The organism is Acidovorax sp. JG5 (assembly GCF_017939685.1).
Taxonomy (GTDB): Bacteria; Pseudomonadota; Gammaproteobacteria; order Burkholderiales; family Burkholderiaceae_C; genus Acidovorax.
The window spans coordinates 346,168-366,002 of record NZ_JAGKSE010000003.1; the positions used below are offsets into that span (position 1 = coordinate 346,168).

Consider the following 19,835-nt stretch of genomic DNA (forward strand, 5'->3'; position numbering starts at 1 on the left):
ATTGACAAAACAGGCGCCCAACCGGGCGCACAATTGCACTTCCGCACTCCCTGTCCGGCCCGTCCGGTGCCTCCTGAACCGCTCCGAAACATGGCAAAAATCGACGACATCCAACTGCTCCGCATCAACTACCTGCGCGGCCCCAACATCTGGACCTACCGGCCGGCCCTGGAAGTCTGGCTGGACCTGGGCGTTCTGGAGGACCATCCCTCCAACACCTTGCCCGGGCTCAATGACCGCCTCACGACCTGGCTGCCCGCGCTGGAAGAGCACCACTGCGGCGTGGGCGAGCGCGGCGGTTTCCTGCAGCGCCTACAAGAGGGCACCTGGTGCGGCCATGTGCTCGAGCATGTCGTCATCGAGCTGCTCAACCTGTCGGGCATGCCCACGGGTTTCGGCCAGACCCGCAGCACATCGGTGCGCGGCGTGTACCGCATGGTTTTCCGGGCACGGGACGAGCAGGTGGCCCGCGTTGCGCTGGCGCAAGGCCACCGCCTGCTGATGGCGGCCATCAACGATGAACCGTTTGACGTGCAGGCCGCTGTGTCGCGGCTGCGCACCGAGGTCGATGACCGCTACCTGGGCCCCAGCACCGCCTGCATCGTGACGGCGGGCACCGACCGCGGCATTCCCCACATTCGCCTGAACGATGGCAACCTGGTGCAACTGGGCTACGGCGCTGCGCAGCGCCGCATCTGGACGGCCGAAAGTGAATTCACCAGCGCCATCGCCGAAGGCATCGCCAGCGACAAGGATCTCACCAAAAGCCTGCTCAAGGCCTGCGGCGTGCCCATTCCAGAAGGCCAGGTGGTCAACAGCCCCGAAGAGGCCTGGGAAGCCGCCGAGGACATCGGCCTGCCCGTGGTGGTCAAACCGTCGGACGGCAACCATGGCCGTGGCGTCACGCTGGACCTGCGCAAGAAGGAAGACATCGAGGCGGCCTACCATGTGGCCTACCCCGAAGGCAGCGATGTGATGGTCGAGCGCTTCATCCCCGGCGACGAACACCGCCTGCTGGTGGTGGGTGGCAAGCTGGTGGCGGCCGCGCGCGGCGAGGTGGTCAGCATCACCGGCAACGGCCGGTCCACCGTCAAGGAGCTGATCGACAGCCAGATCAACTCCGACCCGCGCCGGGGCTACGAAGAAGAATACCCGCTCGAAATCATCGACCTGGCAACCGACACCAAGGTGCAGCTCGAACTCAAACGCCAGGACCTCGAAGCCGACTCCGTGCCCGCCGCAGGCCGCCAGGTGGTGGTGCAGCGCAACGGCAACATGACCGTGGACTGCACCGACGACGTGCACCCCGAAGTGGCCTACATTGCCGCGCTGGCCGCCAAGGTGGTGGGGCTGGACATCGCCGGCATCGACATGGTGGCGCAAGACATCTCCCGCCCGCTGCACGAACAAGGCGGCGCCATTGTGGAAGTGAACGCCGGCCCCGGCCTGCTGATGCACCTCAAACCCGCCGTGGGCGCACCCCGGCCCGTGGGCCAGGCCATCGTCGAGCACCTGTTCCCGTCGGAAGAGCACGACGACGATGACACCGTCGGCCGCATCCCGGTGGTGGGCGTGGCCGGCACGCGGGGCACATCCACCATTGCACGCCTGGTGGCCTGGCTGCTGCACCTGAGCGGGCGGCACACCGGCCTGGCCTGCCGCGAGGGGCTTTTTCTCGACCGCCGCTGCGTGGAAGCCGCGGACAGCGCCCACTGGGAAGCCGCCCACCGCCTGCTGATGAACCAGATGGTGCAGGCTGCCGTGATTGAAAACGACGCCCGCACCATCCTGCGCGACGGCCTGGCCTACGACCGCTGCCAGGTGGGCGTGGTCACCGACATGGATGGCGCAGAAAACCTGCCTGAATTCGACATCCAGAGCCGCGAGCAGATGACCAAGGTGCTGCGCACGCAGGTGGATGTGGTGCTGGACGGTGGCGCCGCCGTGCTCAACGCGGCCGATCCGCAGGTGGCCGACCTGGCCCCGCTGTGCGATGGCGATGTGGTGCTGTATGCCCAGGACGCCAGCCTGCCCGCCATCGTGGAACACCGCGCCCGCGACCAGGGGCGCGCCGTGCTGGTGCGCAACAGCCGCGTGGTGCTGGCCACGGGCAGCGCAGAACATGTGCTGGGCACGCTCGCCGAGCTCACGTTCGGGCGCAACGCCATCGTGCCCGACACCGATGCCCTGCTGGCCGCCATTGGCGCAGCCTGGGCGCTGGACATTGCCCCCGACCTCATCGGCGCCGGCATCAAGACGTTCGAGCCGGAACTGCCGCCCGTGAGCACCCTGCCCACCTGAAGCCCAACCGTTGTTGATGCCATCGCCTTCGAACTGACCGGGGCCTGCCAGCCCTGATGGACCACAGAAAGACAATTCCATGGATGTATCCCGCACCCGGGCCCTGCGCGGCCCCAACCTCTGGAGCCGCCACATGGCCATCGAGGCCGTGGTGGCCTGCGCCGAATCCGAACGGGCCATTGCCCGGATGGCCGGTTTTGAAGCCCGGCTGCGCGCCCTGTTTCCGGCCATCGGCATGCTGCACCCCGAAGGCGGCAGCGGCGATGTCTCGCTCGCCCATGTGCTGCAAACGGCGGCCCTGGCGCTGCAGGCCCAGGCCGGCTGCCCGGTGACCTTTGCCCGCACCACCGCCACGACCGATGCCGGCGTGTACCAGGTGGTCGTCGAGTACAGCGAGGAAGCCGTCGGCCGCCAGGCCTTTGAAGACGCCCAGCGCCTCATCAACGCCGCGCTGGGTCAGGGCGAGTTCGATGCCGAAACGGCCATTGCCAACCTGCGCGAGCTCGACGAAGACGAGCGCCTGGGCCCGAGCACCGGCTCCATCGTCGATGCCGCCGTGGCGCGCGACATTCCGTTTCGCCGCCTCACCCGCGGCAGCCTGGTGCAGTTTGGCTGGGGCTCCAGGCAGCGCCGCATCCAGGCCGCCGAGATCGACTCGACCAGCGCCGTGGCCGAATCCATCGGCCAGGACAAAGACCTCACCAAGCGTCTGCTGCATGCAGCCGGCGTGCCAGTGCCGCTGGGCCAGCCAGTCAACACGCTGGAAGAAGCCTGGGAAGTGGCCCTGAAAGTGGGCCTGCCCGTGGTGGTCAAACCCCAGGACGGCAACCAGGGCAAGGGCGTCACGGTCAACATCACCGACCGTGCCCAGCTCGAAGAAGCCTACAAGAACGCGGCCGACTACGGCACCGTGATGGTCGAGCGCTTCCTGCCCGGCCACGACTTCCGCCTTTTGGTGGTGGGCGACCAGCTGGTGGCCGCCGCCCGGCGCGAGCCGCCCCAGGTGCTGGGCGACGGCCAGCACACCGTGCGCGAGCTGGTGGACCAGGTCAACCTTGACCCGCGCCGTGGCGAGGGCCATGCCACCTCGCTCACCAAGATCCGCCTCGATGACATTGCCGTGGCCCGCCTGGCCGCCCAGAACCTGACCCCGGACTCTGTGCCGCCCAAGGGCCAGCGCGTCATCCTGCGCAACAACGCCAACCTGTCCACCGGCGGCACCGCTACCGACGTGACCGACGACGTGCACCCCGAAGTGGCCGCGCGCGCCGTGGCCGCCGCCCAGATGGTGGGCCTGCACATCTGCGGCGTGGACATGGTGGCCGAGACCGTGTTGCGCCCGCTCGAAGAACAAGGCGGCGGCTTTGTGGAAGTGAACGCCGCCCCCGGCCTGCGCATGCACCTGGCCCCCAGCTACGGCAAGCCGCGCAATGTGGGCCAGGCCATGGTGGACCGCCTGTTCGGCCATGGCGACGACGGCCGCATCCCGGTGGTGGCCGTCACCGGCACCAACGGCAAGACCACCACGGCACGCCTGATCGCCCACCTTTTCACGGCCCAGGGCCTGCGCGTGGGCATGACCAACACCGATGGCGTGTATGTGAACGGCCGACAGATCGACAGCGGCGACTGCAGCGGCCCCAAGAGCGCCCGCAACGTGCTGCTGCACCCCGAAGTGGACGCGGCCGTGTTCGAAACCGCGCGCGGCGGCATCCTGCGCGAAGGCCTGGGCTTTGACCGCTGCCAGGTGGCCGTGGTGACCAACATCGGCGCAGGCGACCACCTGGGCCTGAACTACATCACCACGGTGGAAGACCTGGCCGTGCTCAAGCGCGTGATCGTGCAGAACGTGGCCACCACAGGCTACGCGGTGCTCAACGCGGCCGACCCCATCGTCGCCGCCATGGCGCCAGCCTGCCCCGGCAAGATCATCTTCTTTGCCAGCGACCGCCACCACCCCGTGATGGCCACGCACCGCGCGCAAGGCCACCGCACCGTGTATGTGGATGGTGACTCCATCGTGGCCTCGGAGGGTTCGTGGCGCGAAACCATCCACCTGCGCGACGTGCCCATCACGCGCAACGGCAAGATCGGATTTCAGGTCGAAAACGTCATGGCCTCGGTGGCTGCCGCCTGGGGCGCAGGCCTGCCCTGGCAGACCATTCGCCGCGGGCTCTCGGGCTTTGTGAATGACAGCGACAACGCTCCAGGCCGCTTCAACCTCATGGATTTCAAGGGTGCCACGGTGATCGCCGACTACGGCCACAACCCCGATGCGATGCGCGCCCTGGTGCAGGCCGTGGAAGCACTGCCTGCCAAGCGCCGCAGCGTTGTGATCAGCGGTGCCGGTGACCGGCGCGACGAGGACATCCGCGAGCAAACGGTGATCCTCGGTGCGGTCTTTGACGACGTGATCCTGTACCAGGACGCCGCCCAGCGCGGCCGAGGCGACGGCGAAGTGATGGCCCTGCTGCGCGAAGGCCTGGCCGGTGCCACACGTACCCAGCACATCGAAGAGATCCGGGGCGAGTTCATTGCCATCGACACCGCCCTCGACCGCCTGCAGCCGGGCGACCTGTGCCTGGTGCTGGTGGACCAGGTGGAAGAAGCCCTGGCCCACCTGGCACGCCGCTGCGCCGAAACCGGGGTGGCCGCATGACCACCGCACGCCGCCGGGCCGCAGTGGCGGGGGGCCTGCTGGCCACCACCTTGCTGGCGGGTACTGCGCTGGCTGCATCGGGCGAAAAAATCGGCACCGTGGATACGGCCTTTCAGTGGATCGGCCGCGACCACGACATCATCGTGGAAGCCTACGACGACCCCGGCGTGCAGGGCGTGACCTGCTATGTCTCGCGCGCCCGCATCGGCGGCGTCAAGGGCACGCTCGGCCTGGCCGAAGACCGCGCAGAGGCATCGATTGCCTGCCGCCAGGTGGGGCCAATCCGCATCCCCGAGCCTTTGAGGAAGCAGGAAGAAGTGTTCAGCGAGCGCATGTCCATCCTGTTCAAGCGCCTGCGCATCGTGCGCATGGTGGACCCGGCGCGCAACACGCTGGTCTACCTCACCTATTCAGAAAAGCTGATCGACGGCTCACCCCAGAACAGCGTGACCGCCGTGCCGGTGGACCGCGCCACACCCATCCCGCTGCGCAAATGAACCGGGGGCGCAAAGCCCCCGATTTTTGGATGGAATGGGCCTCTAGCGCTTATCCATCAAGCGCAAGCAGCTATTGATTGAATAGCAGACTCACCCTGTCAACCCTGTGCCGCAATCTGGCGCAGCGCCTGCTCGAACACCTCCACCGGCTGCCCACCCGAGATCAGGTGGCGGTCATTGATGATGATCGCGGGCACCGAGTGAATGCCCTGCTGCTGATAGAACTGCTCGCGCTGACGCACCTCGCTGGCATAGCGGTCTGAGGCCAGCAGCTCGCGCGCCGCGTTGGCATCCAGCCCCACCTCGCCCGCCACGCGCACCAGCACCCCATGGTCGCCAGGGCTTTGGCCGTCGGTGAAATAGGCCTTGAACAGCGCCTTCTTGAGCGCGGACTGCAGACCCTTCTCTTCGGCCCAGTGCAGCAGCCGGTGCGCATCAAACGTGTTGTAGATGCGGCTGCGCTTGTCCATGTTGAAAGTGAAACCCAGCTCCGCCCCGCGCGCGGCAATGGCCTCGCGGTTCTTCTGGCTCTGCTCAGGCGAGGCGCCGTACTTTTCGTGCAGGTGCTCGCCAATGTCCTGGCCGGCGGGGCCCATCTGCGGGTTCAGCTCGAAGGGCTGGAAGTGCAGGTCGAGCGCGACTTCGCCCTTGAGCCGGTCCGCAGCCTGTTCCAGCGCCTGGAGGCCGATGATGCACCAGGGGCAGGAGACGTCGGAGACGAAATCGATCTTGAGGGTTTTGGTGGTCATGGCGGGTTCGCAGAAAAATTCAGCCCACGATGCTAGACCGAAGCATTGGCCTTTGCAGGCCAGGTTTTTTTCACCCAAGCATCTTCCTCAACGCCGTCTTGAGCACCTTTCCGTAGCTGTTCTTGGGCAGCGCCTGCACCCACCGGTACGCCTTGGGCCGCTTGAAGCGCGCAATGTGGTCGTGGCACAGGGCGTCGAGCGCGGCATCCTCCACCGGCCCGCCATCGCCCGCCACGACAAAGGCGACCACCACCTCGCCCCAGTCGGCATCGCGCTGGCCAATCACTGCCACCTCACGCACCTGGGGGTGCAGCAGCAGCACTTCTTCCACCTCGCGCGGGTAGATGTTGGAGCCGCCGGAGATGATCACGTCCTTGGAGCGGTCCTTGAGCGTGAGAAAACCGTCGCCATCCAGTTGCCCCATGTCCCCGGTGCAGAGCCAACCATCGCGCAGCGTCTGGAACGTGGCGGTGGGGTTGTTCCAGTAGCCGGGCATCACGGTCTCGCCGCGCACAACCACCTCGCCCGTCTCGCCCGCAGGCAGTGGCTGTCCGGCCGCATCGACCACGCGCACCTCCACCAGCGACTGCGCCACGCCGACCGAGGCCATGCGCTCGGCCCAGCGCGGGTGGTTGCGGTCGGCCAGCTGCGCGCGGGCCAGTGCGGTAATGGTCATCGGGCTTTCGCCCTGGCCGTAGATCTGCACGAGGCGGTTGCCCATGGTGGCCAAGGCCTGGCGCAGGTCGTCGGCATACATGGGGCCACCGCCGTACACGATGGTCTTGAAGCCCGCCACGTCAGCGCCCGTGGCCCGCACATGCTCCACCAGCCGGTGCACCATGGTCGGCGCCGCAAACAGCGTGAGCTGGCCCACCGAGGCGGCCAGCTGCACCAGCTCGGCGGGATCAAAGCCGCCCGACACGGGCACGACGTGGCGTGCGCCCCGCAGCACCTGGGCGTAGTTGTAGAGCCCCGCGCCGTGCGACATGGGCGCGGCATAGACCATGGCATCGCCCGGGACGATGTCGTCCACGTCGGTGAAATAGCAGGCCGTCATGGCCAGCAGGTTGCGGTGCGTCTGCATCACACCCTTGGGGCGGCCGGTGGTACCCGAGGTGTAGAACAGCGATGCAACATCCTGCGGGGCACGGTCGTGGACCTCCATGGGTGGATGCAACACGGCAGCCCGATAGGCATCAGAGCCGAAGAGCAGCAGGCCAACCTCCGATGCGCCGGCCTCGCGCGCGGCCGAGGCGAGCGATTGCGATGCCAGAACCATGCACGCCCCGGAATCAGCCAGCACATGCGCCAGCTCTTTGGCATGCAGTTTGTAGTTGACCGGCACCGACACCGCGCCCGCCCACAAAACAGCATGCAGCGCCTCCAGATATTCCGGACAATTGGCGGCGTAGATGGCCACGCGGTCGCCGGGCGCTACGCCGCCCTGCTTGCGCAGCCAGGCTGCCAGGGCCGCGGTGCGCGCACCCAGGGCGCCGTAGCTCAGCAGCATCTGGTCGCCGTGCAGCACGGCGGGTTGATCGGGGTAGCGCTGGGCGCTGCGGCTGAGCAGATGGGCAATGTTCATCGGGTGCGATCCATCACGGAAAAAGGCAGTGGGCCATGCGGCACTGTAGGCGATTCGAGCGGCTGCGCGCAGACGATGCAAGGCCCAATGGAAGTGCGCAATCCCCACCAACGGGGCGTCAGAAGCACCCGGTAACTTCGCGCTGCCAATTCCCCACAGTCTGTGGCGTTGAAACGCGCTTGCCTAGACTGCATATGTTTCGCACATGCCCGCGCGGCCTCTTTTGTCGTGCGCCGGGGTACGTGCTTTTCACGCCCTCCTTCCTTTATTCACCACTCCCCGCGAGCTGCAACGCATGACACTGGACCAGCAAAAATCCATCCTCACCATCGCCCTCTTGGCCGCGTTTGCGGACGGCAACAAAGACGACGCCGAGCGGGAAGAGATCCGCCGCATCGCCCAGTCACTGGCTGGCGACGCGGGCCTGGTTGACCTGCCGCGCATCTACCAGGACGTGCTGCTGCAGCGCACCGGCGTGCAGACAGCTGCCGAGGCCTTGAGCGAACCCATGCACCGTCAGCTGGCCTACGAAATGGCGGTGTGCGTGTGCGATGTGGACGGCCGCCAGACGGCTGCCGAACGCGATTTTCTGGCGACACTCAAAACGGTGCTGCAGCTCGATGGTCAGCAGACCGCCGCGTTTGACCAGGAAGCAGATGCGCTGGTGGAGGTGGCCGAAAATGCCATTCCGGCCGCCCTGCCCGCAACCACCGCGGCAGCGGGCGCCGCACCCACCATGGGCACATCGGATGCGGATCTGGACAAATCCATCCTCAACTACGCCCTGCTCAACGGCGCGCTGGAGCTACTGCCGCAGTCCTGGGCGTCGATGGCCATCATCCCGCTACAGGTGAAGATGGTGTACGGCATTGGCAAGGCCCACGGCGTGGAACTGGACCAAGGACACATCAAGGAGTTCATTGCCGCCGCCGGGGTGGGCCTCACGTCGCAATACCTGGAGCAGTTTGGCCGCAAGCTGCTCGGTGGCCTGCTGGGCAAGGCAGTGGGTCGAACCATTGGCGGCATGGGCAGCGCGGCCACGGGCATGGCGTTCTCGTTTGCCACCACCTATGCGCTGGGGCAGGTGGCCCGACGCTACTACGCGGGCGGCCGCGTGATGAGCACGGCCATGCTGCGCGACAGCTTCCAAAACCTGCTCGGCCCCGCCAAGCAGCTGCAGACGCAATACCTGCCGCAAATCCAGCAAAAGGCCGCCACGCTGGATGCTGGCCAGATCCTGGCAATGGTGCGGGGAGCGTAGGCACCAAGGGCCCTGTCACGCCCCATTTTGCTTCATTATTGATAGCTTCAAGCGCTTTCACAGCAAGCGACAGAAGCCATTTTCACCTCTATCACAGCGCCTGTTAACCTGCATCGGCGCCGAAGTGCTTCGCGCAGTAGCGGGCACGGCCGCTGCGCCGTTGCAACACTGGCGCAACACCCCGTGGCGGGCGCAGCGGCACATGCCAGAATCAGCCATGCACGCCGCCACGGACCCTGCAGCCACCACCGCCCTTCAGCCGTCCAAGCTCCGCTCCGACAGCGCCATGACGGCCCTGTACAGCGCGGCGCTGGGGCCCGTCCATCTGTCCCGTTACCTGCCGGTTTTTGCGCGCTTTGATGAGGCCGGCCGCACCACCACCAGCTGGAACTGGGCGGCAAGCCTGTGCACCCTGAACTGGATGGTGTTTCGCCAGCTGTGGGGCGCGGCGCTGGTGTATGTGGCGGCCGCCGAGGGCCTGGCGCTGCTGGTGTTCGGCCTGGGGCGGCCGCTGCTGCAATGGCCCCAGGCAGTGGAATGGGGCGTGGTCGGGGCGTTTTTTCTGCTCGGTTGCGCCGTGCCCGGCCTTTACGGCAATGCCCTGCTGCATGCCGACGCCCACAAGAAAATTGCACGGGCACTGACCGCCACACACACCTTGAACGAAACCCGCGCGCTGCTGGCACGGCAAGCCAGCTCCTGGAAACGGCTGGCCTGGCTGGCGGCGGGCAACCTGGCGCTGGCGCTGGCCGCTGCCGGTGTCTACCTGGCGATTCCCTCCACGGTAGCACCGCAAAGCGCGGACCCGGCCACGCCCACGCCAACCGCATCAGCGCCCCAAAAAACCGATGCACCGGCGGCGACAGGCGCCGCCACGCCACCCCAACGCTCTGCGTCCGAGGCGGCAGCCATCCCGGCGCCGCCGGCCGCCCCCGAACCGGCGCAGGCTCCACCCGAACCGGCGGCCTTAGCGCCTGCCCCTTCCGCAGCACCGATGGAGCGGGCCTCGCGCCCCACCATGGCCACCGCGCCCACCGCTCCCGCCAAGCGCGCATCGCCATCCCAGGCCAAGGCATTGGCTCCCGACACGGCAGCAGCTGCCTCGGCCGAAAACAACAACGCCCTGCCAGTGGTGGGCACCGCGCCTGGCTACTACATCAACGTGGGTCTTTTTGCCAACGAAGCCAATGCCCGCAGGGCCCAGGCGCGGTTGCTCAATGAAGGACTGCCCGCATTCCGACAGGAAATTCTCACGGCCAAAAAACGCCGGCTGCGGGTGCGGGTGGGCCCCTACAGCGACCACGCCGATGCCGACGCAGCGGCCGTCACCATCCGGTCCATGGCGCTGGAAGCAGTGGTGATCAAGCTGGGGGCCTGAGCCGGTTGCATTGCCAGGGCACTGCCTATATCCAGCAAAACAGCCTCCAGCGCATGGTGATATTGCGCATATAGCTATTACTTCAATAGCAAAAGCATCCAGCCGAAACCGTGGATACGCAGCAGCCATCCAGCCTGCTTGGTGCGGCCCCTCCACAGCGCCTGCCCGCAGCACGTCTCCACTCCCCCAATCCCCCAAACGGCGGGGAAGGTCTTGAAATAGACACAAATGCCCGTATCATTAGCACTCACCCCGAATGAGTGCTAACAAGCACTTGTGCGGAGGAAGTTTGGTGGCGCCCGAAATTTCGGGCGCTTCGTAATCCAGCTTTTTATTGTCAGTCAACAGGAGCAATGCAATGAACCTTCGCCCTCTGCACGATCGCGTGATCGTCAAGCGTATCGAAAGCGAAACCACGACCGCCTCCGGCATCGTGATCCCCGACAACGCCGCCGAAAAGCCCGATCAAGGTGAAGTGCTGGCCGTCGGCCCCGGCAAGAAGAACGACAAGGGCGAGCTGATCGCCCTGAACGTGAAGGTCGGCGACCGCGTTCTGTTCGGCAAGTACTCGGGCCAGACCGTCAAGGTCAAGGGCGACGAACTCTTGGTCATGAAAGAAGACGATTTGTTTGCAGTGGTCGAGAAGTAATTTCTCGCCCTCTGAATCACTCATCTTTTCATAGCTGCTCCCGCTTATTGAATAAGCGCTAGCAGCCAATTCGAATCAAATTTTCAGGAGCTCCAAAATGGCAGCAAAAGACGTAGTTTTCGGCGGCGAAGCCCGCGCACGCATGGTTGAAGGCGTGAACATCCTGGCCAACGCAGTCAAGGTCACCCTGGGCCCCAAGGGCCGTAACGTGGTGCTGGAGCGCTCGTTCGGCGCCCCCACCGTGACCAAGGACGGTGTGTCCGTGGCCAAGGAAATCGAACTCAAGGACAAGCTGCAGAACATGGGCGCCCAGCTCGTGAAGGAAGTGGCCTCCAAGACCAGCGACAACGCTGGTGACGGCACCACCACCGCTACCGTGCTGGCACAAGCCATCGTTCGCGAAGGCTTCAAGTACGTGGCCGCTGGCATCAACCCGATGGACCTCAAGCGCGGTATCGACAAGGCTGTGACGGCCCTGGTTGCCGAGCTGAAGAAGGCTTCCAAGCCCACCACCACCTCCAAGGAAATCGCCCAAGTGGGTTCGATCTCCGCCAACTCCGACGAAACCATCGGCAAGCTGATCGCTGACGCCATGGACAAGGTTGGCAAGGAAGGCGTGATCACCGTGGAAGACGGAAAGTCGCTGGACAGCGAACTGGACGTCGTCGAAGGCATGCAGTTTGACCGCGGCTACCTGTCGCCCTACTTCATCAACAACCCCGAAAAGCAATCCGCGATTCTGGACAACCCCTTCGTGCTGCTGTTCGACAAGAAGATCAGCAACATCCGCGACCTGCTGCCCACGCTGGAGCAAGTTGCCAAGGCTGGCCGTCCGCTGCTGATCATTGCCGAAGAAGTCGAAGGCGAAGCCTTGGCTACGCTGGTGGTCAACACGATCCGCGGCATCCTGAAGGTTGTGGCCGTCAAGGCCCCTGGCTTCGGCGACCGTCGCAAGGCCATGCTGGAAGACATCGCCATCCTGACGGGCGGCAAGGTCATCGCTGAAGAAGTGGGCCTGACCCTGGAAAAGGTCACCCTGGCCGACCTGGGCCAAGCCAAGCGCATCGAAGTGGGCAAGGAAAACACCATCATCATCGACGGCGCTGGCGCTGCTGCTGACATCGAAGCCCGCGTCAAGCAAGTGCGCGTGCAGATCGAAGAAGCCACGTCCGACTACGACCGCGAAAAGCTGCAAGAACGCGTGGCCAAGCTGGCTGGCGGTGTGGCCGTGATCAAGGTCGGCGCTGCCACCGAAGTCGAAATGAAAGAAAAGAAGGCCCGCGTGGAAGACGCACTGCACGCTACGCGCGCAGCGGTGGAAGAAGGCGTTGTGGCCGGTGGTGGCGTGGCTCTGCTGCGCGCCAAGCAAGCGGTTGGCACCTCCATCAAGGGTGACAACGCCGACCAGGACCACGGCATTGCCCTGGTGCTGAAGGCCATCGAAGCGCCTCTGCGCGAAATCGTGAACAACGCCGGCGGCGAAGCCTCGGTGGTGGTGAACGCTGTGTTGGCCGGCAAGGGCAACTTTGGCTTCAACGCTGCCAACGACAGCTACGGCGACATGCTCGAATTGGGCATTCTGGACCCCACCAAGGTCACCCGCACGGCCCTGCAAAACGCAGCATCGGTGGCATCTCTGCTGCTGACGACTGAGTGCATGGTGGCTGACGCACCGAAGGAAGAAGCCGGTGCTGGCGGCGGCATGCCTGACATGGGCGGCATGGGTGGCATGGGCGGCATGGGCATGTAATTGCCCGGTCCCTGCGCAGCCTTCATGGCTGCGCAGCCCCACAAAGAGCCCGCAGGTCTTATGGCCTGCGGGCTTTTTTCATGCGACGAAGGGCGCGCCGTAGGTGTTGGTCGATCCCTCGCCGGGCTGCACCCACCAGTACAGCAGTACAAAAAAACCAATCCCGGTCAACAAAAGCAGTTGCCACCAGCCCGTGCGGCCAATGTCGTGCAGGCGGCGCGTGCCCACGGCCAGTGCCGGAAACAGCAGCGCCAGCGAGGCCAGGCCGTAAACCACGTCACCGAGCATGCCGGCAATGATCATCACTACCACCTGGAACAGAAAAAACCACCAGTACTCGGAGCGTGATGCGCGCCCCGAAAACGTGGCGTACTGCCCCAGGCACGATTGGATTGCCTGAACAAAATCCATGGTGTAGTCCCCCTCTCTTGGTTGAATGTTGGCGAAATGGGGCGAATGCCCATGGACATGATAGGGGTGCAGTGCGACAAGCACGCGCGACGAGGCCGGTTGCCAGGGCCCTGCCGCAGTCCACACCATTCCGCGCCAGAATGCTTCTTTTTTAATAGCTGTTAGCGCTTATTGGACAAGCGCTTTCGGCCATTTTCAATAAAACAATCTGCCGGACGCATGCGCGCCCCAGCAAGGCGCGTCTTAAGCCATTCTTCATGCCCGCCTTGCATCATGGCGGCATGCACACCCCACTCACCACCTTTCTCACCCGTGTGGCCGCCCTGCTGGCACTGGCCTTTGCCCTGGCGCCCGCCCATGCCGGCGACACCACGGCCGCCGCGCAGATGCAGCGCTGGAGCGAGGCCTCCGGCAAGCCCGTCAGCGCCGAGCGCGGCCGTGTGTTTTTCACCAGCCGCCATGGCGGCGAATGGTCGTGCGCCTCGTGCCATGGCAATCCGCCCACCACGTCCACACGCCACGCCCGCACGGGCAAGACCATCACCCCGCTGGCGCCGGCGTTCAATCCCGAGCGCTTTACCGACACCGCCAAGGTGGACAAATGGTTTCGCCGCAACTGCAACGACGTGCTGAGCCGCGAATGCACCGCCGTCGAAAAGGCCGACGTGTTGGCCTGGCTGCTGCAGTTGGATGCCAAAAACCCACCCCAAACCGCCAAGGACAAGCCATGAGCCGCACCGCAACCACCGTGGTCCGTACCCCGTTTGTGCGCACTGTTCGCCGGTCGGCCGCCCTGCTGGCGCTGGCCTGCGCACTGCCCGCCGCCTGGGCCGACAGCCGCGCGATGCCCGCCCGCGCCATGCTGCCGGCCTACCAGCAGGAGTGCGCCGCCTGCCACATGGCCTACCCGCCCGGCATGCTGCCCGCCAGTTCGTGGAGCCGCATGATGAAAGGGCTGGACCAGCATTACGGCACCGACGCCTCACTCGACCCGGCCATGGTGCGCCAGATCAGCACCTGGCTCGAAGCCCATGCGGGCACCTACCAGCGCGTGCGCGAGGCGCCGCCGCAAGACCGCATCACCCAATCTGCCTGGTTCGAGCGCAAGCACCGCGCGGTGGAGCCCGCCGTCTGGAAGCGCACCGCCGTGGGCAGCCGCGCCAACTGCATGGCCTGCCACACCCGCGCCGACCAGGGCGACTTTGACGACGACCGCGTCCGCATCCCGAAGTGAGAACCACCATGACTTCTGACACCCTTTCTACCGCCTCGCCCTCTTCCGCTTCCGCGCCGTCCCCGGCGCAAGCGCCAACGCCCCGACCGGCCACCCGCCGTGTGGTCGATGCCACCACGCGCATGCTGCACTGGCTGATGGCGCTGAGCTTCACGGTGGCTTACGTCACCGCCGACGGCGAGCGCTGGCGGCTGGTGCATGTCACGCTGGGCTACACGCTAGCCGGGCTGGTCGTGGCACGCCTGCTGTGGGGCCTGTTCGGGCCGCGCCAGGCACGCATCTCGGTGCTGTGGCGCAAGCTGCAGGGGCTGCCGGCATGGCTGAAGTCCCTGGCCGCCGTGCGCTCGCCCTGCGCCCTTCAGGCCACCTGGCGGCCTGGGCAAAACCTGCTGATGGCAATGGCTGTGGCGCTAATCCTGGCGCTGGTGCTGCCGCTCAGCCTCAGCGGCTATGCCGTGTGGGACGAATGGGGTGGCGAATGGCTGGAGGATCTGCACGAATTCTTTGGCAACACCCTGCTGTTCGTGGTGCTGGCGCATATCGGCCTGATCGCTCTCTTAAGTGCGCTGCGCCGCAAGAACCAGGCATTGCCCATGCTGACGGGCCGCGTGCAAGGCCCGGGGCCCGACCTGGCGAAAAACAACCATGGCTGGCTCGCCGCGGCCGTGCTGGCCTGCGTGCTCGCCTTCTGGGCCTGGCAGTGGGACCAGGCGCCCCAACTGCCCGCCGCCGATGCCACGCGCTGGAGCGAGAATCGCCACGGTAACGACCACTGACCGAAAGAGCCCCGTCTCATGCGCATCCTGCTGGCCGAAGACGACGAATTGCTGGGCTCGGGCATCCGCGCCGGCCTGGCGCAAAACGGCTTCCAGGTGGACTGGGTGCGCGACGGCGTGGCAGCCGAGCGCGAGCTGGCCACCGGCGCCTACCAGGCTGCCGTGCTGGACCTGGGCCTGCCTCGGCAAGACGGCATGGAGGTGCTGCGCCAGGTGCGCGCGCGGCGCAACACCACGCCCGTGCTGGTGCTCACGGCCCGCGACGCCGTGCCCGCACGCATAGCCGGGCTGGATGCGGGTGCCGACGACTATCTGATCAAACCCATCGATCTGCATGAGCTGGCCGCCCGCCTGCGCGCCCTGGTGCGGCGCGCGCACGGCCAGAGCGAAACCCGGTTGACTGCGGGCCCGGTAGAACTGGACCCGGCGGCGCACCAGGTGTGGTGCCACGGCGAGGCGGTGGAGTTGTCCAACCGTGAATACGACCTGCTGCACGCGCTGTTGCTCAACGCCGGGCGCGTGCTCAGCCGCGAACAGCTGGAGCAGCGCCTGTACCAATGGGGCAGTGAGATCAACAGCAACGCGGTCGAAGTGCATATCTACCACCTGCGGCGCAAGCTGGGCGCGGCCCTGATCGAGACCGTGCGCGGCGTGGGCTACCGCATTGCACGGGAGCCGGCATGAGCAGCGCCGCCGCCCCCCGCCCGCCACACGCACAGCGCTCACTGCAGGCCCGGCTGCTGACCACGGTGCTGACGCTGGTGCTGGTGGCTTGGGGCGTGGCCGCAGCGCTGGCCTGGCACGAAACCGACGAGGAGGTCAGCGACCTGCTCGATGCCCATCTGGCGCAGACCGCCGCCCTGCTGCGCCTGCAACCGCTCGATGAATTGACCGAAAGCCGCCTGAACGAGGCGCCCGACCTGGATAAGCACCAACCGCGCGTGGTGTTCCAGCTCTGGCATGAAGACCAGTTGCTGGCCCGCTCGGCCAGCGCGCCGCAAGAACCCCTGGCGCAACAGCGCCAACGTGGGTTTGCCGACAGCCAGGTGGACGGCAAGGCCTGGCGCGTGTTCGTCACCCAGGGGCGCGAGCGCGATGTGCGCATCGTGGTGGGCGAGCTGCAGTCGGTGCGCCGCGAGATCGTGCTGGCCAGCCTGACCAGCATCCTCAAACCGATGGCGTGGGCACTGCCGCTGCTGGCGCTGGGCATCTGGTGGGCAGTGCGCGGCTCGGTGCGGCCGCTGGGCCGACTCGGAAACGCCGTGGCCGCGCGCCAGCCGCAGTCGCTCGCACCGCTGTCCACCGCAGGCGTGCCGCCCGAGGTGCTGCCGCTGGTCACGGCGCTGAACGAGCTGTTCGAGCGCATGGCCCGGCTGCTGGCCACAGAGCAGCAATTCACCGCCGATGCGGCGCACGAGTTGCGCACCCCCATTGCCGGCATCCGCATGCAGGCCCAAGTGGCGCAGGGCGCCACCGACACGCAAGAGCGCGCCACAGCGCTGCAGGCCACGGTGCAAGGCTGCGACCGTGCCACACGGCTGGTCGAACAACTGTTACAACTGGCCCGGCTCGACGCCGAAGCCACCCATGACAGCGGCAACAGCACGCCGCTGGCCGAGGTTTTGCGCCAGGTGACCGCCGATCTGCAGGGCGTGGCAGCGCGCCGGCAGCAGCGCATCATGCTGCGCGAACCCCTTGCGCCCGGCGTGCACATCCCGTTGCCCGAGCCGCTGACCCGCGTGCTGCTGCGCAACCTGCTGGACAACGCCTTGCGCTACAGCCCCGACGGCGCCGAGGTACTGCTACAGATAGACGAGCAGGGCGATGATCATGCGCAACTGAGCGTGGAAGACAGCGGCCCGGGCCTCACGCCCAAAGAACTGGCACGGCTGGGAGAGCGGTTTTTTCGGGTCCTGGGCACCGGCCAGAGCGGCAGCGGCCTGGGCTGGTCCATCATCCAGCGCATTGCGCGCCTTCACCATTTGCAGGTGGGCACCGACCGCAGCCCGGGGCTGGGCGGGCTGCGCGTCACGGTGCGCTGGAAGCCTTAGACCGGCATTCTCCGCAGCCCTCACCGGACCACAATTGCTTCATTTTTAATAGCTACCAGCGCTTTATGGATAAGCACTAGAGCCCATTTTTCATCCAAATTTCAGTCGCCACCACGCCCCAAGGCCTGCGCGGCCCGTGCCAGCTGGGTGATGCGCGCCCAGTCGCCAGCACGCACCGCGTCGGCGGGTGTGAGCCACGAGCCACCCACGCAGCGCACATTGGGCAGCGCCAGGTAGTTGGGCGCGGTGATCGGAGTGATGCCGCCCGTGGGGCAAAATCTCACCGTGCCAAACGGGCTGACCCAGGCCTTGAGCAGCGGGATGCCGCCCACGGCCTCGGCCGGAAACAGCTTGAGAAACGAGAACCCATCGGCCAGCGCGGCCATGACCTCGCTGGCCGTGGCCACGCCGGGCAACAGCGGCAGGTGCAGGCCCTGGCAGGCACGGCCCACCTCCGACGTGTAGCCCGGGCTCACGGCAAAACGGGCACCTGCCTCGCTGGCGCGGCGGGCGTCGTCAGCGTTGAGCACCGTGCCCACGCCCACCACTGCTTCAGGCAGCTGGCGGGCAATGGCCTCGATGGCAGGCAGACCCGCCGGGGTGCGCAGCGTGACTTCCAGCACTTTCACGCCACCGGCCAGCAGCGCTTCGGCCAGCGGCAGCGCGTCGGCCACGCGGTCGATCACGATGACCGGGATGACGGGGCCATGGCTGGCAATGTCGACAGGGTTCATGGGCGCAGCGGAAGATTCGATCACAGCCATGTGCAGGCTCCTTGTTCGGCACCGCCTGCATGGCGGCGAAAGTTGGCGAAAAGCTCGCGGCCAAAGCCGGTAGCGGCGGGCGCGTTGTACGGCGCGGGCGTGCGCGCAGCCCATTCGGCTTCATCGACCAGCACATCGAGCGTGCCGGCCACGGCATCCACGCGCACGATGTCGCCATCGCGCACCTTGGCCAGCGGGCCACCGGCCAGCGCCTCGGGCGTGACGTGGATGGCGGCGGGCACCTTGCCCGAGGCGCCGCTCATGCGCCCGTCGGTCACCAGCGCCACCTGAAAGCCCTGGTTCTGCAGCACGGCCAGCGGCGGCGTGAGCTTGTGCAGCTCGGGCATGCCGTTGGCCTGCGGGCCCTGAAAGCGCACCACGGCCACCATGTCCTGCTGCACCTCGCCCGCGCTGAAGGCTGCGAGCAAATCCTCTTGCGAATCGAACACGCGGGCCGGGGCCTGCACCACATGGCGGTCTTCGGGCACGGCAGAGACCTTGATCACCGCGCGGCCGAGACGCCCTTGCAGCAGGCGCAGCCCGCCCGTGGCCGAGAACGGCCGGGCCACAGGCCGCAGCACCGATTCATCGCCCGACACCGCCGGCGCCGCCTGCCCGCCGGCCGCGATGCCGCCCGCGTTCACACTGCCCACATCGGGGTGCATGAAGCCGCCGTGGAGCAACTCACGCAAGATCCACGGCGGCCCGCCTGCGGCCTGGAACTGGTTCACATCCGCGTCGCCATTGGGGTACACGCGGGCCAGCAGCGGCACGGCGGACGAGAGTTCGTCAAAGTCCGTCCAGTCGATCAGGATGCCCGCGCTGCGCGCAATGGCCACCCAATGGATCAGGTGGTTGGTCGAGCCGCCCGTGGCCAGCAACGCCACCATGGCGTTGACGATGCAGCGCTCGTCCACCAGGCGCCCGATGGGCGTGAAGCGTGTGCCGCGCTTGCCAATATCGAGCACGGTGCGCAGCGCCTGGCGGGTGAAGGCTTCGCGCGCTTCGGTGCCCGGGTGCGCAAAGGCGGCGCCGGGCACATGCAGGCCCATGGCTTCGAGCAGCATCTGGTTGCTGTTGGCCGTGCCGTAGAAAGTGCAGGTGCCGGGGCTGTGGTACGCGGCCGACTCGGCTTGGAGCAGTTCGCCCCGCCCCACCAGGCCCTGGGCGAATTGCTCGCGCACCCTGGATTTTTCATGGTTCGACAGGCCCGAGCCCATGGGGCCCGCGGGCACAAACACGCAGGGCAGGTGCCCATAGTGCAGCGCGCCAATCAGCAGGCCGGGCACGATCTTGTCGCACACACCGAGCAGCAGCACGCCATCGAAGACATCGTGCGACAGCGCCACCGCCGTGGCCATGGCAATGGCATCGCGCGAGAACAGCGAGAGCTCCATGCCGGGCGTGCCCTGCGTGACACCGTCGCACATGGCCGGCACGCCACCTGCGACCTGGACCGTGGCGTGATTTTTGGCGGCTTCGTCGCGCAAGATGGCGGGGTAACCCTGGTAGGGCTGGTGGGCCGACAACATGTCGTTGTAGGCCGTCACCACGCCAATGTTGGGCGCCTTTTCAACGGCGACCCTGAACTTTTCGGCGCCCGGCAGTGCGGCGTAGGCATGGGCCAGGTTGGCACAGCCCATGCGGTCTTGTGAAGGCCGGCGGTGGACCATGGCGTCCACCACGGCCAGGTAAGCAGCGCGGGTGTCTGCGCTACGCTGAATGATGCGAGCCGTCACGCGCGCTACCACTGAATGCATGGGATGCTCC

17 protein-coding genes are annotated in these 19,835 nt (G+C 66.5%); 12 read left to right on the forward strand and 5 right to left on the reverse strand.

Annotation, left to right across the window (positions count from 1 at the left end):
• Positions 1–90 precede the first annotated feature (90 nt).
• From cphA (J8G26_RS05715) to J8G26_RS05725, 3 genes are all read left to right on the forward strand, one after another.
• Positions 91–2,301, forward strand: coding sequence for a cyanophycin synthetase (gene cphA / locus J8G26_RS05715; RefSeq protein ID WP_210568236.1), 2,211 nt, complete (start codon positions 91–93; stop codon positions 2,299–2,301).
• 79 nt (positions 2,302–2,380) lie between these two features.
• On the forward strand, positions 2,381–4,960 hold the full coding sequence (gene cphA / locus J8G26_RS05720; protein ID WP_087747513.1) for a cyanophycin synthetase: 2,580 nt from the start codon (positions 2,381–2,383) through the stop codon (positions 4,958–4,960).
• The gene (locus J8G26_RS05725) at positions 4,957–5,457 is read left to right on the forward strand and encodes a CreA family protein (protein WP_210568237.1); all 501 of its coding nucleotides are present in this window, start codon (positions 4,957–4,959) and stop codon (positions 5,455–5,457) included. Before cphA (J8G26_RS05720) ends, J8G26_RS05725 begins: the two co-directional genes overlap by 4 nt.
• 98 nt (positions 5,458–5,555) lie before the next feature.
• Here the strand turns inward: J8G26_RS05725 and J8G26_RS05730 are convergent, their stop codons facing one another.
• Complete coding sequence (locus J8G26_RS05730; protein WP_210568238.1) at positions 5,556–6,206, reverse strand: DsbA family oxidoreductase; 651 nt, start codon at positions 6,204–6,206, stop codon at positions 5,556–5,558.
• A gap of 70 nt (positions 6,207–6,276) precedes the next feature.
• On the reverse strand, positions 6,277–7,791 hold the full coding sequence (locus J8G26_RS05735) for an AMP-binding protein (protein WP_210568239.1): 1,515 nt from the start codon (positions 7,789–7,791) through the stop codon (positions 6,277–6,279).
• A gap of 295 nt (positions 7,792–8,086) precedes the next feature.
• Between J8G26_RS05735 and J8G26_RS05740 the strand changes: the two genes are divergently transcribed.
• From J8G26_RS05740 to groL, 4 genes are all read left to right on the forward strand, one after another.
• Positions 8,087–9,052 carry a DUF533 domain-containing protein gene (locus J8G26_RS05740; protein ID WP_210568240.1) on the forward strand — a complete coding sequence of 322 codons (966 nt, stop codon included), beginning with the start codon at positions 8,087–8,089 and terminating at the stop codon, positions 9,050–9,052.
• Between the two features lie 217 nt (positions 9,053–9,269).
• The gene (locus tag J8G26_RS05745; protein ID WP_210568241.1) at positions 9,270–10,430 is read left to right on the forward strand and encodes an SPOR domain-containing protein; all 1,161 of its coding nucleotides are present in this window, start codon (positions 9,270–9,272) and stop codon (positions 10,428–10,430) included.
• Between the two features lie 358 nt (positions 10,431–10,788).
• Positions 10,789–11,079, forward strand: a complete 291-nt coding sequence (locus tag J8G26_RS05750; protein WP_005799501.1) for a co-chaperone GroES — start codon at positions 10,789–10,791, stop codon at positions 11,077–11,079.
• Between the two features lie 97 nt (positions 11,080–11,176).
• A complete protein-coding gene (gene groL / locus J8G26_RS05755) occupies positions 11,177–12,829 on the forward strand; it encodes a chaperonin GroEL (protein ID WP_086911376.1) in 1,653 nt (550 codons plus the stop codon).
• Between the two features lie 78 nt (positions 12,830–12,907).
• On the opposite strand, the gene J8G26_RS05760 is transcribed toward groL, so the two are convergent.
• Entirely contained in the window at positions 12,908–13,240 is a 333-nt protein-coding gene (locus J8G26_RS05760; RefSeq protein WP_087747519.1) for a DUF805 domain-containing protein, read from the reverse strand.
• Positions 13,241–13,521: 281 nt separating this feature from the next.
• Between J8G26_RS05760 and J8G26_RS05765 the strand changes: the two genes are divergently transcribed.
• From J8G26_RS05765 to J8G26_RS05785, 5 genes are read left to right on the forward strand one after another with little or no spacing between them, the layout of a single operon-like run.
• Complete coding sequence (locus tag J8G26_RS05765) at positions 13,522–13,971, forward strand: DUF1924 domain-containing protein (RefSeq protein ID WP_246881242.1); 450 nt, start codon at positions 13,522–13,524, stop codon at positions 13,969–13,971.
• The gene (locus J8G26_RS05770; RefSeq protein ID WP_210568243.1) at positions 13,968–14,474 is read left to right on the forward strand and encodes a diheme cytochrome c; all 507 of its coding nucleotides are present in this window, start codon (positions 13,968–13,970) and stop codon (positions 14,472–14,474) included. The genes J8G26_RS05765 and J8G26_RS05770 overlap by 4 nt, the downstream gene beginning before the upstream one ends.
• An 8-nt stretch (positions 14,475–14,482) precedes the next feature.
• Positions 14,483–15,250 (forward strand): cytochrome b/b6 domain-containing protein, encoded by a 768-nt coding sequence (locus J8G26_RS05775; RefSeq protein ID WP_210568244.1) that lies wholly within the window; start codon positions 14,483–14,485, stop codon positions 15,248–15,250.
• A gap of 18 nt (positions 15,251–15,268) precedes the next feature.
• Complete coding sequence (locus J8G26_RS05780) at positions 15,269–15,934, forward strand: response regulator (protein WP_087747523.1); 666 nt, start codon at positions 15,269–15,271, stop codon at positions 15,932–15,934.
• Positions 15,931–17,301, forward strand: coding sequence for an ATP-binding protein (locus tag J8G26_RS05785; RefSeq protein ID WP_210568245.1), 1,371 nt, complete (start codon positions 15,931–15,933; stop codon positions 17,299–17,301). Before J8G26_RS05780 ends, J8G26_RS05785 begins: the two co-directional genes overlap by 4 nt.
• A 101-nt stretch (positions 17,302–17,402) precedes the next feature.
• Here the strand turns inward: J8G26_RS05785 and eda are convergent, their stop codons facing one another.
• On the reverse strand, positions 17,403–18,065 hold the full coding sequence (gene eda, locus J8G26_RS05790) for a bifunctional 4-hydroxy-2-oxoglutarate aldolase/2-dehydro-3-deoxy-phosphogluconate aldolase (RefSeq protein WP_210568246.1): 663 nt from the start codon (positions 18,063–18,065) through the stop codon (positions 17,403–17,405).
• The gene (gene edd, locus J8G26_RS05795; RefSeq protein ID WP_210568247.1) at positions 18,056–19,825 is read right to left on the reverse strand and encodes a phosphogluconate dehydratase; all 1,770 of its coding nucleotides are present in this window, start codon (positions 19,823–19,825) and stop codon (positions 18,056–18,058) included. The genes eda and edd overlap by 10 nt, the downstream gene beginning before the upstream one ends.
• Positions 19,826–19,835 lie beyond the last annotated feature (10 nt).